The organism is Bacteroidota bacterium (assembly GCA_016722375.1).
In the GTDB taxonomy this organism is placed as follows: Bacteria; Bacteroidota; Bacteroidia; order Chitinophagales; family LD1; genus Bog-950.
This window is the reverse complement of the sequence record JADKJG010000008.1, coordinates 95,299-111,802: the sequence shown is the minus strand read 5'-3', so window position 1 is coordinate 111,802 and position 16,504 is coordinate 95,299. Positions and strand designations below refer to the sequence as shown.

Genomic DNA, 16,504 nt, shown 5'->3' with positions numbered 1-16,504 from the left:
TTAGTCATGACTTATAAGTTTTAATAGAGTGAGAAATATTCTGCAATCGGTCCTAATGTGAGTGCAGGGAAAAATGAAAGTGCTGCTACAATGGCAATAACTGCAAAAACCATTAAGCCAAATGTGGCAGTATCTGTTTTTAATGTGCCGTTGCCTTCAGGAATAAACTTTTTAGATGCTAAACTCCCCGCAATCGCAACAGGGCCTATAATAGGTAGGTAACGTGCAAAGAGCATTACCAATCCGCAAGCGATGTTCCAGAAAGGTGTATTGTCTCCCAATCCTTCAAAACCGCTTCCGTTGTTGGCTGATGAGGAACTGAACTCATAAAGCACTTCGCTGAAACCGTGAAAGCCCGGATTTGCCAACCAACCGGAAAATGCTTCGGGGTTGCTTGTGTAAAGAAAACTCGATAGAGCTGTTCCTGTCAAAATCAGGAATGGATGAAGCAAGGCTATGATCATAGCAATTTTCATTTCTTTAGCTTCAATCTTTTTACCTAAAAATTCCGGCGTGCGGCCTACCATTAAACCACTAATAAAAACAGCCAGAATGATGAAGATGTAGAAGTTCAACATTCCTACACCTACACCACCATAAAAGGAATTTATCATCATTCCCAGCATTTGAAACATTCCACTTAAGGGCGTAAAACTATCGTGCATGGAGTTAACACTCCCAGTTGATATTACAGTAGTAGCAATACTCCAATATCCTGAAGCTGCAGAACCGAAACGGATTTCTTTTCCCTCCATACTTCCCATGTTCTGGCTTATTCCCATTTCAGCTATTTTCGGATTCCCTCCCATTTCTGACACAATAGTTGGAATGGTTAGCAGAATAAACCCAAGACTCATGACTCCAAAAATCATCCAGGAGAGCTTTCGTCTTTTGATAACAAAACCCAATGCAAAAATCATGGCTATAGGAATCAACATTTGTGTAACCATTTCAACTATGTTGGTGAAGTAGCTTGGATTCTCAAGAGGATGAGCAGAGTTTGCACCAAAAAAACCACCCCCATTTGTTCCTAAATGTTTAATCGCAACAAAAGCAGCAACGGGACCTCGGCTTATCTGCACGGTGTCGCCATGCAATGTTGTTATCGTGTCTTTGCCTTCAAATGTCATGGGTGTTCCGTTAAAAACAAGCAGCAAAGCCACTACAAAAGCAAGCGGTAATAAAATGCGTGTGCAGCTTCTCACAAAAAAGAAATAAAAGTTGCCAAGTGTTTGAGCTGTGCGCTCTTTCATGGCAAGAAAAACTACTGCACAAATTGCAATGCCTGTTCCAGCACTAATGAACTGCCACAGCATTAAAATGAGTTGACCGAAATAAGATAAACCGCTTTCGCCTGAATAGTGTTGCAAGTTGGTGTTGGTAACGAAACTCACGGAAGTATTGAAAGCAAGGTCGGCAGACATGGATGGGTTGCTGTCAGGATTGAGCGGCAGCCAACTCATATTAGTAAGCGTGAACATGGAAATGAGAAACCAAAAGGTATTGATGATAAGCAATGCCACCAAATGCTGTTTCCAGTTCATTTCTTTAGTTGGGTCAATACCACTCAGTTTAAAAAGAGTTGGTCAAGCGGATTGAAAATTTTATCCAGCCATGTTTTTTCATCGGTAAAAACTTTACCGATGTATCTGCCAAGCGGAATGGCAAGAGAGACTACCGCGACATACATCAAGATTATTCCAAGTATTTCAGTATTCATTTTGTTTGTTGTTTTTAGAACTTAAATAAGACTTTGGCCTTCCAGTAAACAAGATAGAGCATTGACAATGTGAATAGCATGGAGAGAATGAATACTACTGCCTCTTTTACTTTTTCCCAATTCATGGTCTAGAATTTTTCCGGTTTGAGTAATACATAAATCATGTAGCCGAAAAGAAAAATAGCGATGATGAATAGTGCGGTCATGTTGTTTAGATTTTTTCAAAGAAGTTGATGGATTTGTAAAACAGCGTGAAGCATAAAAGCCCGGCTGCGATAAGAATTACGGTTGTCATGGTTGTTTCTTTTTTGGCAATAGGAATTACCAAAGTCGTTCCATATCACATTCTGGAAGGCAAAACCCTTTACAGACAAAGGGTTTGAGGAATTTTAGGAAAAATGTGGGATTGAAAGCCGTTGCAAAATGAAACGGTGAGGCATAGCAAAACGCTATGCTTTAACTGATTTTAAACTCCTCAAGTTTGCGGTAAAGGGTAGTTGTGGCAATATTTAATAGCCGCGCAGTTTCAGTTTTGTTTCCGCTGGTGTAGTTCAGCACCTTCTGAATATGAAGTTTTTCGGCACTTGCCAAATCAAACGCGGAAAGTTGCTTTCCGTGTTTTGAAACGGAACAAACCCTTTGTAGCTCAATAGGTAAATTTTCAAAAGTTAGTTCATCATTGTTTGATAAAATCACACTCCGCTCAATTACATTTTTCAGTTCACGAATGTTTCCATTCCACTGATGTTGTTTTAGTGCCTCAACAAAGTCACTAGACAGCGATTTTATTTTCTTATTGATTTTGGCCGAGAAGAAGGCTGTAAAATGCTTAGCCAAAGGTTCTATATCTGCTACTCTTTCACGAAGTGAGGGTAATTCGATTTGAAATACGGATAAGCGGTAAAATAAATCCTGCCGAAAATGCCCGTCTGAAATTTCTTTTTGCAGATCTCTATGTGTAGCAGCAATGATGCGGACGTTGGTTTTGCTCGTTTTACTTTCTCCTACTTTTATAAATTCACCTGTTTCAATTACCCGAAGTAACTTTGCCTGTAACTCTAAACTCATTTCTCCGATTTCGTCCAAGAAAATAGTTCCGGTATTGGCTTCTTCAAACAAACCTTTTTTGTCCTTGTTTGCTCCGGTAAAGGCTCCGGCTTTGTGTCCAAACATTTCACTTTCCAAAAGTTCTTTGCTAAATGCAGAACAGTTGATAGCAACAAACGGCTTGTTTGCCCTACTGCTTGCGCTATGAATGGCTTGAGCAAAAACTTCTTTGCCTGTCCTGTTTCGCCCAACAATAAAACTGTAGTGTCGGTGTCGGCAACTTTTTGCGCTAAATCAATAGCTGCACGAATTGGTTTTGATTTCCCGATGATGTTGTCAAATGAATACTTGTCGCCAACTTGTTTCTGTAACTGTTGCACACGCTTGGCAAGAGTTACCTTATCCATAGCACGATGCAATAGCGGAATTATTTTGTTGTTGTCGTCTCCTTTTGTAATGTAGTCAAATGCTCCGTTTTTGATTGCTTGGACGCCGTCAGGAATGTTGCCGTAAGCGGTCAGTAAGATGACCTCAATGTGCGGAAACTTGTCTTTTATTCTTTTGGAGAGTTCAACCCCGCTTCCGTCAGGCGGCTTTACATCGCAAAGGGCAATGTCAAAGTCAGTTTGGTCTAACTTCTTTAAGGCCGCTTTGCAGTCAGCCGCCTGCACCACCTCAAAGCCCTCCAAACTGATAATGCGTGTCAGCAGGGCCCGAAGTTTTTCTTCATCGTCTATTAGTAATATACGGCCCAAATCACACTCATTGTTCAGCAACAAAGGTAGAATTTTAAAGTGGGGGATTTGATATGAAGTGAAATAAAACTCGATGAACTTATACTCTTTTTGTATTGCTTACAGTGGTAAAATCAGGTCCGGGCAGACCAAAATGTGTGTAATGGGTGTTAGCAATAGAAATTCAATTTCCTTTGTGCGTTGGCGGAACCGTCACTTTTGCAAAATACCGGTTAGTGGCTGGCGTTATTATTTCAGTTTTATTGGTATCCAAATTTCTTCTTCTGATGCTGGGTCATTTTTTCTGTATTTATCGCCCAACACCTCAAAATGAGGTCTATCATCTAAACCATAAGCAGAACTTGGCAGCCATGTTCCAAAAATGTATTGAAAAATACTTGGGTCGTTACTTGAACCTATATATTCAAATACGGCATAAAGTCCGCCGGACAATAAGAATGTTTCCATATCTGTCGGCACCTTGTCAAAATCTACTACTTCAACAGTTGCCCATTTTTCAAATTCATTTGTTGGTTTAAAGTCTGCAAAATATGTCGGTTTATAAACTTGCATTGAAATCAAATCGTTCGTAACACTGTTTGTTATTTCTCTGCGTTTTAGCATAAAATTTTGCCATAATCCTCCTGTCTTGTTGTTGGCCAAACTCATAGTTAGACGTTTACCAATTAGCTTCTTTTCCTTCAAATCTTCAATTCTTGGTGTCATCCTTTTTGCTCAATTATTTTTGTTCAATTTCAATATCATATTTGTCTAAAAGACCTGAAACACCGAAGATGGAAAACCTTGCACTAGACCTCTTTCCAAAATCAAATAGGCTTAGTTAGTAAGTTAGCAATAGCCGCGATTAGGTTGAGCCGCAATTTGAACCTTCTTCTTCTGTTTGAATTTTCAGCCAGTATTCTGAATATTTTGAGTTTTCGGATGATATTCTCGATAGCCACCTGTGGAGGATATCCGTTGGTTTCTTTGTTTATCTGTTTTGGTAAGCGGATTTTCTTGCTTCTTTTCTTTGGTATTTCGGTATTGGGATGTGCCTTTTGTAATCCTTGGTATCCGGTATCTACTTCTGCGGTTATGGTGGGATGGATGGGTGTTTGGCTTTGTTTATACAGCTTGTAATCATGCTTGCGTCCATTTCCCACTTCGGTGCAAACAATCTGTCGGGTATTTTGGTCTGCTATTATCTGTGATTTTAAGTGTGTCTTTTCTTTTTACCTGAGTAATAACGCCGCTGTTTTTGGTCGCTCAATAGGGGTTTCCGTCACATCTATCCAGACTAAGCTCAAACTTATTTTCCGGACAGGTAAGTACCTTTTTGCCGGGCAAATGAAACGGGATCGTTGATGAGCTTATGCTCCGTATCCATAATTATTTTGCAAACCGCCGATTCACTAATGTCATAGGAACGCCAATATGGAACGTCGTTCGATACTCCTGTAATACATCAGGAGCATCAAAACCTTGTCCTCTAAACTTAATTTGGAGCCACTCCACGGCTTGGGTGCTTTCGCTTTGTGCCTCTTCTAGACCTGCCCATCAGATGAAACACCTCTCCGGTGACTCTGTACTACGTTTAAACTGTGCCTTTGGCTGTTTTGAATAATTGCCCATCGCTGAAGCAAAGAAATTATCAAACTTCTGTTTTCCACAATTCAATCAACAGAACACATAGTCTAGTGTACTTATTTTTAGAATAAACCCATTTTGGAAAGAAGTCTATTCTTAATTCGGTTTATTTCCGGATCAATAGAATAGTTGAAAGAAGTCCGAAAATCCGCTTTTTCAATATTAGTGTTTTCAAAAGTGGCTCTGGTCAAATCACAGTTTTCAAAAACAGAATTATTTAGGTCACAATCCGCGAAATCAATTTCTTGTAATTGAGAATTTTTGAAAATCGTTTTTTTGATTTTGATTTTGTAAAATGAAGAGTGGTTAAGTTGGCAACAATCAAACGAAAAAGAAAGTCCAAACTCATTACAAGTATCAAAACGAAGCCCTAACATTTTACAGTCTTTGAACATGATGTCTCGAAAGGCAGTATTGTTTAGTTTGGCTAAACTTAAATTGCAACTTAAAAATTCACATTCTATAAACTTAAAGTCTGAAAGGTCATTGTCGGCAAAGTTGCAGTTCATGAAAATACAGCTTTCGTATTCACCTTTTGTCAAAGGAATTTTCGAAAAGTCGTATTTGTCAAATATTTTGTCTTGTATGTATGTTTCTGTCATTTTTCTGTCTGTTGGTCTTGGCACGGCATCTTTTACTCATGCCACTAACGGGTTTAGTCATTTTCATTTTGGGTTTTAAGTGTCAGCCGAAGCCATATAAACCCAATTGTCCCAGCAATAAGTGAAGCAATAAGAATTGCAATTTTTGAATCGTTAATTATGTCTGCATTGTCAAATGCAAGAAGCGCAATAAAGATTGACATTGTAAAACCGATACCACCTAAGAAACCTGCTCCGATAATATTTTTCCATTTCAAGTCTGTCGGCAAAACACAAAGCCCTAAACCCACACCAATAAATGAGAAAAGAAAAATGCCTAAAGGTTTCCCAATTACAAGTCCTGCCATAATACCCAAACTGTTTGTTTGCCCTAAGCCACTTTGCCAATTGTCGCCAACCGCAATACAAGTATTAGCAATTGCAAACAAGGGTAGAATGAAAAATGCAACCGGTTTATGTAAGAAATGTTGTAGAATAGATGAAGGAGATTTTTCTTCACCGTTGCCAAATGGAATTGCAAAGGCTAACAAAACGCCTGTTATTGTAGCATGAACACCTGAGTGCAACATAAAATACCACATGCCCACACCACCAATTAAATAAGGAATTAGGTTGTGAACTTTCAGTCGTTTTAGAATTAGTAGAACACCAAAGATGCCCAATGCAATAAATAAATTTACAAAAGCGATGGAGGTCGTGTAAAAAATTGCAATTACGATTATTGCACCTAAGTCGTCCATTACCGCCAATGCTGTAAGGAATATTTTTAGAGAACCTGGAACCCTGTTGCCCAATAAAGATAAAATGCCAATAGCAAATGCAATGTCGGTCGCCATTGGAATACCTGCACCTGCTTGCGTGTCTGTTCCAAAGTTGAGTAGTAAAAAAAGTCCCGCAGGAACAAGTATTCCACCTAAAGCTCCAAAGATTGGCAATGAAGCATTTTTTATGTCGGAAAGCTCCCCTTGATAAATTTCTCTTTCTAACTCTAAGCCAATGAGTAAAAAGAAAATAGTCATTAGTCCATCATTAATCCAATGAACGATGCTGTGTCCGCCAAGATCGAAATGCCAAAAGTTAATATAGTCTGTCTGCCAAGGCGAGTTTGCAAGTCCAAGTGATAGAACTGTTACAAAAACCAAAATCAGTCCACCTGTTTTTTCGCTGTTAAAGAATTCCTTGAAAAGTCTTGTTAGCTTCATCTTATTGTCTACCTGTATCGGGGTCTGTTATGTGCTGGCTTTCTGTCTGTCGTTGCTTGTCCATTCATTATTTACAGTGTCTTGGTGCGTTAGCTTGGCAGCTCTGTTGCATTTTTTTTTGCTAGGCTTTGTACCTCGCAAAAAATGCAAATGTGCTACCAAAAGCGTTGGCTATTGTGTCTAATTGTTCTTCTTAAAATTCTCTGCCTGTTCAAATATTTCTACATATACCTCATCTCTTTCCACTGGCGGATAACCAAATTCATCAAGCAAGAGAATCAAACCAACTTTCAATGCTGATTTGATGTCGTCCCGTTTGTTCCAATCAGGGAATTTGGCTTGTCCGTCAACAAGGTTTTTAACGGCTTTTGCCAGTGCTATCATTTTGTCCTCAGGATATTTGAAATCATATTTTACACATAGCTCCAATAGAATATCGTAAAATGCTTTCTCCTCAAAATCAATTCCCAATGCATCACCCGCCGAAAATTCTTTGTGAACCTCCCAAATCAATTCAGTCAATGCTTCCGCCATTTCCTCGTACACTTCACTTCGCAAAACATCATTTTCGTCGCGCTGGTTATAGCGCTCAACAAGCGTTTGCATCCTTTTAGAAAAGTCAATGCCTTTTACTTTGTTCACTTTTCTTATTTCACCAATCACCTTTGCAAGCAACTGTTGCAACAATTTGATTTTGGTATTCGGCATCTTAATCTTATCAATCTTTGCCAAATAATCTGCGTCAAAAATGTCTTGTTCGGATTCTGCTTCATCACCGAGTTTGAAAATCTCTTCTACTCCATCACTTTGCAAGGCTTCTTTTATCATTTCCCGAACTTTGGCATTCATCTGTGCGGTGTCGGGTGCGTTGCCTTTCGTGAGTTTGAAAACAATAGAACGAACGGCCAAATAAAAATGGGTGAAATCTCTTTCGGTTTGTGTCAACTGTTCGCTTCCTGCACAAATATCATAAGCGGCTTTCAGTCGTTTCACCAAACCCATAAAACGGGTTTCTAACTCTTTTGTTAGTTGAACAAATTCTGCGGCCATGTTCAAAGTGTTCAACTGTTGCAAAGTTGTTCCCTTAAAATATTTTGAGCTGTCAAACGGATGAAACAGTTTCGCCAAAAGGTCCAGATGATTTCTTACTATGATGATGGATTCAGCAATGTCTTCAAAATTGTCTTTGTCGCCTTCGCTATATTTTTTCAGCGCCAAATTCATTTGTTTTTTGATGCCGATATAATCCACCACTAAGCCTTTGTTCTTGTCTTTGAACTTTCTGTTTACTCTTGAAATGGTTTGAATTAAATTGTGTTGTTGAATTGGTTTGTCAATATAAATGCTATCCAAAAACGGCACATCAAAACCAGTGAGCCACATATTTACTACAATGGCAATTTTGAAGTTTGATTTTTCGTTTTTGAATTGTCTGTCTAATTCTCTTCTACTATCTGCTGTGCCTAACAAATCCCACATTTCCTTTGGGTCATCCTTATCCCTTACCATGATCATCTTCAAGCGTTCAATCGGCTTCAATTCTCTGCGGTCAGTTGGGGCAATCCCTTGCGGTTGCCCTTCTTCTTCTGGGGTATCCGCAAGGGATACCCTTACCCATTCGGGCCTTAGTTCAATAATATTTTTATAAGTTCATACGCAATCTCACGGCTGCTGCAAACAAACATTGCTTTACCTTTTACGGTTGCACCTTCCGAAACCCTGCTTTCGTAATGCTTTACAAAATCGTCCGCTATAGCTTTCAATCGTTTCGGGTCGCCAAGTATGGCGTTCATTTTTGTCGTTTCTTCTTTGCTCTGTTCTATTTGATAATCGTTAGCACCTTCTTCGGCTGCACCCTCGTAATATTTTTCAATCTTTTCCAGTTCACTATTGTTCAACACCACTTTTGCGGCTCTGCCTTCATACACAATTCTAACAGTGATTTCATCTTTCACCGATTCAGTCATGGTGTAAGCATCCACCACTTTTCCAAACACATCAAGCGTTGCATCTATGGGTGTGCCTGTAAAGCCTACGAATGTTGCATTGGGTAATGAGTCATGTAAATATTTCGCAAAGCCAAAAGATTTGGTAACACCTTTGGCTGTTACTTTTATTTTTTGGTCCAAATTTATTTGACTGCGATGTGCTTCGTCACTGATACAAATTACATTGCTTCTATTTGTTAGCAACTCTGTATCTTCTGTAAACTTGTGAATGGTTGTCAAAAAAACGCCTCCGCTTTCTCTGTCTTGTAGCAACTCTCTCAAATTGGCTCTGCTTTCCACACTTACCACCAAATTATCGCCAATAAAGTTTTTGGCATTGGTAAATTGCCCCGAAAGTTGATCGTCTAAATCGGTGCGGTCTGTAATCAAAACAATAGTCGGACTTTCAAAGTATTCGCTTTTCATCAGCAACCGGGTGAGGTAAAGCATGGTGAAACTCTTTCCGCAACCCGTAGCACCAAAGTAAGTTCCGCCTTTACCGTTTCCGTTTGGTTTCTGTGCTTTCTTTATCGTTTCAAATAAAGTTCGTGCTGCATAGTATTGAGGATAGCGACAAACAATTTTTTCATTCTTCTTTGATGTGTCGGGTATGTAAATGAAATTTCGGATAATGTCTCTCAACCTATCGTGTTGAAACATTCCCTGCACCAACGTAAACATGCTGTCAATACCGTCCACATCTTTTGCAAGTCCTGCAACTCTTCGCCAAGCATAGAAAAACTCATACGGTGCGAAGAAAGAACCGGACTTATTATTCACTCCATCACTGATAACGCAAAACGCATTGTATTTAAACAGTTCTGGAATGTCTCTTCGATAACGAACCGTGAGTTGCTTGAACGCATCATAAATAGTGGCATCTTCCCGAATGGCACTCTTAAATTCAAACACTACCAACGGCAAGCCGTTGATGTAAATAATTCCGTCAGGAATTCTTTTTTCATCGCCAACTATTTCTAATTGATTGACAAACTTGTAAATATTATTATCTGGTCTGCTAAGGCCACCATCATCAGCCACCAGGCTCAAAAGTTGCTCGGCTTCCGGCTGCCGGTGTTTGTTTAACCCGTTATAGTCAATAAACTGAATGTAAATGTCTTTGTTGTTCCGGTCTTCTCGTTTCAGAATAAAACCGTCTGAAAGCATTTTTAGAAAGGTTTTATTGCTTTCGTATAAATCAGAAGCTGGTAATGATTTTAACTGTAGGATAATGGACTTGACTTCGGTGATGGTGATTCCTTGCTTTTCGTATTGCTTCAATAGAAACTTTTGTAAATCTTCTTCTATCAATACTTCTTCGGGTTTTCGAACAATGCTAATCCCTAAGTGATGGGGAAAGCCTTCTTGCCCCAACAACTCAGTAAACGCTTTTTCTAATTTTTCTTCTGTGAATTTCATTTACAATAGAATTTATCCTCCGACCATTTTGCGGGATTATTAATAATGTAATTTGAAATGGTTTGATAGGATTGTTCGTTGCGAATAATGTGTTCGTAATAATTGCGTTGCCACAATTTCCCCATCATTTCATTTTTTGATTTGAATATTTCCAAACACGCATTTGCCACCAATGATTTGTATGCACCAATAATGTCACCAACCGTAGGGGCAATCCCTTGCGGTTGCCCATTATTATGTTGCCCATTTGGCCCATTGTTTTGGGCAGGGGTAAACCCCGCCCGTACATCATTTTGGGCAGGGGTAAACCCTGTCCGTACGTTTATAATTCCATGCATGTGGTTGGGCATTATTTGAAATACATCCAATTCAAAATTGGGGAATCGTTCGGGTAATTTTGCCCATTCATTGTATGCAATGTTTCCCATTTCATTCAAAATCATTTCATCGTTTTCAATATGTCCAAAGGGCAACCGCAAGGGATTGCCCCTACGGGTACAACAAATGGTTATAAAATACAATCCCGCCTGCGAATAATCATATCCTTTTAATCGGATAGATCTGCGGTGGTGAATTTGGGGATTGTATTTTGGTTTGTCGTTCATTGTTTGTTTTGGTAGGGGCAACCCTTGCGGTTGCCCTTTTCGATTGTTTGCGTTTGTTTTATTAGGGCACGGGTGAACCGTGCCCCTACCTATTTAAAATTCTTTATTCCATTGCGGCAATTTTCCGTTTACATCAAAATACCGTCGCATTAAAACCCCTTCCACATATCCCGGCAAATCATGATTGGTTTTATCCATCGTTACAAACCAATAAATATCCAAACCATCCATATTTTCATCTGTCATTTTATCTTCAAAATATTCCTGCCGTTTCATGCCATCCTGTTTGTTGTTGATTCTGCCTTGCAATTGTTGGTTTTTAAATTTACCCGATTGTAACACCGTGCCCGATTTACCAATATAAACCAAATCTACCTTGCCTTGTGCAAGGCATAGGATGTAATAAACGCCCGGCAGTTCAGGCACATCACGGCTTTGTTCTTTTAAACTGTTTCCTTTTTTAAAAAAGAAATGACCTTGTGTTTTATATTTTTTTGTTTCGTCAAACATGCTCAGTTTTCTATAGTTGCAAGTTTGGAGAGAAGAATTGACAATAATTCTTTCATATTAAAATCTGTTTTTGCAGTAACACTAAATTGAGCATCTATTGATTGAAAAAGTTTTGTTACTTTTTTCAATGTTGTTTCATCAGGAATAATTATTTGATAGGATTTTAAAATTTCTGTTTTCAAATTATTGAAAACACTCCCGTTGCTTGATGAAAGAATTTTAGTTCTGTTTAGCAACAAAAAATTATAAAGAAATTCTTTTGAAAGGTTTTTTTTGTAGTCATCAAAAATTAACCAACCATCATGAACGCAAGCATCAATCATCAAAAATTTTGGAAGACCTGGTGATGCGCTGTTTGATAAAATCAAAGTTCCGATAGAAATTTTTCTACTTTGCTTCACACCTGCACTGGAAATATATTCGTTCGTTTCAAACAAATATTTTGTTGCACATGCAGTTGCATCAGCAATTTTTACCCAAGGCATTCCAGTATTGTCTTTACTCATGTAATCATCAATAGGTCTTGGTGATGCTCCTCTTATTATTGTGACTGCATCTTCCAAAGGAACAACTTCCCAACCCTTCGGAATCTCCCCCAACTCACTTTCCACCATTTCGCCACCATTGCTTTTATAGGGTTGTCCGTTTTCGTTTGGAAATTCAAACTCAACAAACCATTGCTTATAAATTGCCTGTGCAGTTTCTTCTAATTTTTTTATGACTTGGTTGTTGAGAGCAATGCGGTTTACAATGGTATTGTATTCTTTTACTATTTCTTTTTGTTTGTCGGGGTGGGGAATGGGTAATTTTAAATTTTCAAAATCTTCCCATTCTAAACTTCCTCTTACACCGCCAACAGCGTGAAAACAAGCTTCACGGTCAAACTCAGAACGGGCAAACCACATCATTAAATATTCAGGCAAAAGTTCCTTTTCGTTTTTTACTTCAAATATTGGGTAGGCTTGTGAAATAATTGCTTCATCCACTTCTTGCAATAATGCAACAGGCATTTTTTTGTCTCGCCTTACTTGCATTGTGCTGCAAGCAAACTGATTCCTGCGAATGATTTTATAGTTCTCCATATCAGTTCCAATAATATTGGCAACGGAAGGAATAAACTGTTTTGAAATGCTCAAACCCAACAACTGTTTTACTTGCAAACCTTTGTTGCGTTCATCAACCAATCGGATATGTTCGCCAATGCGTTTATAATTTGATTTCATAACCCAACTCTTTAAAAACGGTTAGCAAATCATTTTTACTTTTTGTTTCTGCTTGCAGCAATTCAACAAACTCACTTTGAAGGCTTGTCATCTTTTCATCAAAGTCAATATTCTCATCATGGTTTACAAACTCAATGTATTTGCTTGGCACCAAGGAAAAATCTTTTTGCTACTTCATCAATACTGAATGTTGCGTAATAGCAAATTCAGGAATGTTTTCTGCCTTTTTCTTTTGGGGTTTGCCAAGGTTGCCCCCCCGCTGGTAAATGCCTGCTATTTGTTTTATATCGGCTTCCGAAAATTGGGTAAATTTCTTCTCAAATGGTTCTCCCATTTGTCGCAAATCCATAAACAAGATTTCTTTTTCTCGGTTTCGGTAATGTCGTTGTTCATTCCCAATATTTCGGCTCGTGGCTTTCTTGTTTTTATTTAATATCCAAAGCGTAACACTAATGTTGGTGGTGTAAAACATATCTTGTGGCAATACCAAAATGGCTTCCACCAAATTATTTTCAATCAGTTTTCTGCGTATTTTATATTCTTCGCCACCGCCACTCAATGCACCATTTGCCAATATAAAACCTGCCATTCCATTGTCTGAAAGTTTGCTTGCCATATTCAATATCCAAGCATAGTTGGCATTGCTTTTTGGTGGCACATCATAGCCCATCCATCGTGGGTCGTCTTTCAATTCGGTTTCTGCTCGCCAATCTTTTTGGTTAAAAGGAGGGTTTGCCATTATAAAATCGGCTTTTAGGTCTTTGTGTTGGTCATCCCCAAAAGTGTCGGCTGCTTTTTCGCCCAGGTTTCCTGCTATGCCTCGTATGGCAAGGTTCATTTTTGCCAACTTGTAGGTAGTGCCTGTGTATTCTTGTCCGTAAATAGAAATCTCTTTTTTATTTCCGTGATGACTTTCAATAAACTTAATCGATTGTACAAACATACCGCCACTACCACAAGCAGGGTCATAAATAATTCCCTTGTAGGGTTCAATCATTTCGGCAATTAGGTTTACAATACTTTTAGGCGTGTAAAATTCTCCTTTGCCTTTTCCTTCTGCCAATGCAAATTTTGAAAGGAAGTATTCATACACTTTGCCAACGATGTCTTGCTGTTTGTCCTTGAGTGGTATCAATGTCGTCAATGGTACTAATCAAGGCAGCCAGTTTTGTAATGTCTAAACCCAAACGAGAAAAATAATTGTCGGGCAAAGCACCTTTCAATGCTTTGTTGTCTTTCTCAATGGTGTGTAGGGCTGTGTCAATGATTAAAGCAATATCATTTTGCCTTGCCTTTTTTACAATGTAACTCCACCGGCTGGTTTCTTCCAAAAAAAACACATTGCTCATATTGTAGAAATCGGCAAGCTCAATGTATTTTTCTTTGCCTTCGGCAATGAGTTTAGCTCGGTGTTCTTCAAACTTGTCGCTGGCAAACTTTAAGAAAATTAAACCCAATACAACATGCTTGTATTCGGCTGGCTCAACGCTACCTCTTAATTTATTAGCTGCTTCCCAGAGGGTTACTTCAATTGCTTTTTCTTTTATTGCTGCCTTCTGTTTCGCCATTTTATGGTGTCAATATTTTAAATTTCTATTGGTCGTAAAGTTAGTTTTTAAAACCCTGTTATTGTCAAAGTTGCTCTCAAATTGTCCAATGTCCACTGGTCGAGTGGTGGGTGGTTTTTGTGTCGGGCAAAACCAAATGTGCTAAATGTGTGGTTGGCTTTTATGTTGTTTTTCCGTCTATTCATGTTTAGCACTATCTTCAACCGTGCCCGCTAACCTGTTTATACCTGCGTATCCATCGCCAGTTATTTCGGGTTATGAAATTCCTAAGTAATTCTATAATACCCTGAGGATTTTCATTTCATCAAAAATAGCAGTTCCTCTATCTTATACCAAACATCTATGATAGATAAGCGGCTGATGTATAATGTATTTAGTCTATTTCTGATTTTCAGCCAAATATGATGATAAATAGCAATAAAATCGCATTTTTTCATGTTTTTCTGTTAATTAGCCGTTTTTTCGCAAATATCCAGACTGTTTTTGTCACAGAAATAGGCAAAACCGCGGCAGAAATAGGCAAGTCCGTGACGAAAATATGGAAGTCCATCATAGAATTAGGGAAGTCCATCTCAGAAATACCTAAGTCCGGCGCAGAAATAGGTAAGTCTGTCCCGGAAATAGGGAAGTCTGCGACGGAAATAGCTATTTCTGAGATGGAAATAGGCAAACTCGCCGTGGAAATAGGGAAATCTGTATCAGAAATAGGCAAGTCTGCCGTAAAAATAGTCTGGTTTATTGCGGGTAGAGACAAACCTGCCGGAAAAACAGGTTAAAGTTTTGATTCAATAGCAGAGAATGTCTTATATATAATGGAGCCGGAAATGAGGACGGTTGTAGCCCGTATCTATTTAGCTACCCACGTTGAAAATCTTTCCTTCTTCTGCCAGAAAAGTGTTGGGGAAAACGCTGCGACTTTCTTCCAGCAAAACGCTGAGGTCGCTATAGCGGGCAGAGAAGTGACCGATGAGTAGGCGGCCAGCATTAGCCAGCCGAGCCATTTGTGCGGCTTGTTTGCACGTGGAGTGAAAGGTTTCTTCGGCGCGAGTGGCATCTCCTTCCATAAAAGTAGCTTCATGATAAAGTAGGTTCACTCCCTGAAGCTGCTCAGCGATAGTTGTTGTGTAGGCCGTATCGCTGCAATACGCATAGCTCCTGGCCGGAGAAGGTTCGCGGGTGAGTTCGACATTAGGAATAGTTCTCCCATCGGGATGTTGGTAGTCGGCCCCTTTTTTAATATCCGAAATCTGGTGGTGCGGTACATCGTGTTGAGCTATTTTCTCGGGGATAATATGGCGCAAATGCTTTTTTTCCTTAAAAAGAAAACCGGTGGTGGGCAGCCGGTGTTTCAGAATAATAGTTTCAACGGTCAGTTGTTCATCCTCGTAAATAATCCGTGGGGCATCGGCGTTCAAGGCATGGAAGTAAATATCAAAACGCAGCTCGGTATTTGAATATTTCAGTTGGACATTAATAATGTCTTCCAGGCCTGCCGGTGCGTATATATGCAGCGGGTTTTCTCTCCAGTGAAGGCTGAAGCTAGTGATTAAGCCAATTAGTCCGAAGTAATGGTCGCCATGGAGATGTGAAATAAAGATGTGGTCTAACTTTCCTCTTTTTATGCCATACCGGTTCATCTGGAACTGCGTCGTTTCGCCGCAATCCACGAGGAAGATGTTTCCATTATGGTTTACAATCTGTGCAGAGGGATGACGATCATAAGCCGGAACAGCACCGTTGCTGCCCAAGATTGTCACTTCAAAAATCATCAGGAATAAGACGTATTAGGTGCGCAGGTCGCGATCCAGTTCTTCCATCATCACATAATCAACCGACTCGGTCAAGGAGGGAACGATGTTTAATATCGGCTCAAGTTGAGATATTTTTATCAGCTTTTGTATATGGGGATTTAGACCAGTCAATACAAAAGTGCCGGAGGCTTCTTTGCAAAGACGGTTGCCTACCAACAAGGCACTCAAGCCGGAGGAGTCCACATACTGTACATCGGATAAATCAAGCACAATATTTCTGAACCCTTCATTATTGAGAATCACCAATTCGGATTTCAGTTGTGGCGCCAAATTACTCAATAGCTTTTCTTCATTGAGTTTCACGATTACCAAACGATCTCTTTTGTCAACTTGAAATTTCATACTTGATTTGTTTCTTTAAAGATGCCCCCAAATATACGTTAATAATGAAGATTTGTTTTTGCCCTATCGGCACGCGAAGGTGTATT

Annotated in this window: 11 protein-coding genes and 4 pseudogenes; 1 reads left to right on the top strand and 14 read right to left on the bottom strand. The window is 39.2% G+C overall.

Translation table 11 applies throughout. From position 1 onward, the window contains the following. Positions 1 to 20: 20 nt before the first annotated feature. From kdpA to IPP77_12660, 12 genes and pseudogenes are all read right to left on the bottom strand, one after another. Positions 21 to 1,720, bottom strand: a pseudogene (gene kdpA / locus IPP77_12715) (potassium-transporting ATPase subunit KdpA). A gap of 128 nt (positions 1,721 to 1,848) precedes the next feature. After that, positions 1,849 to 1,926, bottom strand: coding sequence for a K(+)-transporting ATPase subunit F (gene kdpF / locus IPP77_12710; GenBank protein MBL0310492.1), 78 nt, complete (start codon positions 1,924 to 1,926; stop codon positions 1,849 to 1,851). Between the two features lie 250 nt (positions 1,927 to 2,176). Beyond that, a pseudogene (locus IPP77_12705) lies at positions 2,177 to 3,522 on the bottom strand (sigma-54-dependent Fis family transcriptional regulator). Between the two features lie 228 nt (positions 3,523 to 3,750). Then, complete coding sequence (locus IPP77_12700; GenBank protein ID MBL0310491.1) at positions 3,751 to 4,227, bottom strand: GyrI-like domain-containing protein; 477 nt, start codon at positions 4,225 to 4,227, stop codon at positions 3,751 to 3,753. A 101-nt stretch (positions 4,228 to 4,328) separates the two neighbouring features. Further along, a complete protein-coding gene (locus IPP77_12695; protein ID MBL0310490.1) occupies positions 4,329 to 4,706 on the bottom strand; it encodes a transposase in 378 nt (125 codons plus the stop codon). Between the two features lie 504 nt (positions 4,707 to 5,210). After that, on the bottom strand, positions 5,211 to 5,750 hold the full coding sequence (locus IPP77_12690; GenBank protein MBL0310489.1) for a pentapeptide repeat-containing protein: 540 nt from the start codon (positions 5,748 to 5,750) through the stop codon (positions 5,211 to 5,213). 53 nt (positions 5,751 to 5,803) lie between these two features. Continuing rightward, positions 5,804 to 6,952 (bottom strand): Na+/H+ antiporter NhaA, encoded by a 1,149-nt coding sequence (nhaA, locus tag IPP77_12685; GenBank protein MBL0310488.1) that lies wholly within the window; start codon positions 6,950 to 6,952, stop codon positions 5,804 to 5,806. 180 nt (positions 6,953 to 7,132) lie between these two features. Next, a pseudogene (locus tag IPP77_12680) lies at positions 7,133 to 10,359 on the bottom strand (type I restriction endonuclease subunit R). Next, positions 10,356 to 10,964 carry a hypothetical protein gene (locus tag IPP77_12675; protein MBL0310487.1) on the bottom strand — a complete coding sequence of 203 codons (609 nt, stop codon included), beginning with the start codon at positions 10,962 to 10,964 and terminating at the stop codon, positions 10,356 to 10,358. The pseudogene IPP77_12680 and the gene IPP77_12675 overlap by 4 nt, the downstream one beginning before the upstream one ends. A gap of 93 nt (positions 10,965 to 11,057) precedes the next feature. After that, positions 11,058 to 11,474, bottom strand: coding sequence for a hypothetical protein (locus IPP77_12670; protein MBL0310486.1), 417 nt, complete (start codon positions 11,472 to 11,474; stop codon positions 11,058 to 11,060). Between the two features lie 2 nt (positions 11,475 to 11,476). Beyond that, positions 11,477 to 12,697 carry a restriction endonuclease subunit S gene (locus IPP77_12665; GenBank protein MBL0310485.1) on the bottom strand — a complete coding sequence of 407 codons (1,221 nt, stop codon included), beginning with the start codon at positions 12,695 to 12,697 and terminating at the stop codon, positions 11,477 to 11,479. Further along, positions 12,681 to 14,265, bottom strand: a pseudogene (locus IPP77_12660) (N-6 DNA methylase). Before IPP77_12660 ends, IPP77_12665 begins: the two are co-directional and overlap by 17 nt. 401 nt (positions 14,266 to 14,666) lie before the next feature. On the opposite strand from IPP77_12660, the gene IPP77_12655 reads away from it, so the two are divergent. Continuing rightward, complete coding sequence (locus tag IPP77_12655) at positions 14,667 to 15,041, top strand: hypothetical protein (GenBank protein MBL0310484.1); 375 nt, start codon at positions 14,667 to 14,669, stop codon at positions 15,039 to 15,041. A 75-nt stretch (positions 15,042 to 15,116) separates the two neighbouring features. On the opposite strand, the gene IPP77_12650 is transcribed toward IPP77_12655, so the two are convergent. Together IPP77_12650 and IPP77_12645 are read right to left on the bottom strand one after the other, a co-directional pair. Further along, complete coding sequence (locus tag IPP77_12650; protein MBL0310483.1) at positions 15,117 to 16,034, bottom strand: ribonuclease Z; 918 nt, start codon at positions 16,032 to 16,034, stop codon at positions 15,117 to 15,119. A 15-nt stretch (positions 16,035 to 16,049) separates the two neighbouring features. Beyond that, a complete protein-coding gene (locus IPP77_12645; protein ID MBL0310482.1) occupies positions 16,050 to 16,418 on the bottom strand; it encodes an STAS domain-containing protein in 369 nt (122 codons plus the stop codon). Between the last annotated feature and the right edge of the window lie 86 nt (positions 16,419 to 16,504).

Excerpts from the sequence above, each read along its gene's own strand:
- IPP77_12650 (MBL0310483.1), bottom strand. The coding sequence starts at position 16,034 with ATGATTTTTGAAGTGACAATCTTGGGCAGCAACGGTGCTGTTCCGGCT.
- IPP77_12700 (MBL0310491.1), bottom strand. The coding sequence starts at position 4,227 with ATGACACCAAGAATTGAAGATTTGAAGGAAAAGAAGCTAATTGGTAAA.
- kdpF (MBL0310492.1), bottom strand. The coding sequence starts at position 1,926 with ATGACCGCACTATTCATCATCGCTATTTTTCTTTTCGGCTACATGATT.
- IPP77_12690 (MBL0310489.1), bottom strand. The coding sequence starts at position 5,750 with ATGACAGAAACATACATACAAGACAAAATATTTGACAAATACGACTTT.
- IPP77_12645 (MBL0310482.1), bottom strand. The coding sequence starts at position 16,418 with ATGAAATTTCAAGTTGACAAAAGAGATCGTTTGGTAATCGTGAAACTC.
- IPP77_12655 (MBL0310484.1), top strand. The coding sequence starts at position 14,667 with ATGATGATAAATAGCAATAAAATCGCATTTTTTCATGTTTTTCTGTTA.
- IPP77_12670 (MBL0310486.1), bottom strand. The coding sequence starts at position 11,474 with ATGTTTGACGAAACAAAAAAATATAAAACACAAGGTCATTTCTTTTTT.
- nhaA (MBL0310488.1), bottom strand. The coding sequence starts at position 6,952 with ATGAAGCTAACAAGACTTTTCAAGGAATTCTTTAACAGCGAAAAAACA.
- IPP77_12665 (MBL0310485.1), bottom strand. The coding sequence starts at position 12,697 with ATGAAATCAAATTATAAACGCATTGGCGAACATATCCGATTGGTTGAT.
- IPP77_12675 (MBL0310487.1), bottom strand. The coding sequence starts at position 10,964 with ATGAACGACAAACCAAAATACAATCCCCAAATTCACCACCGCAGATCT.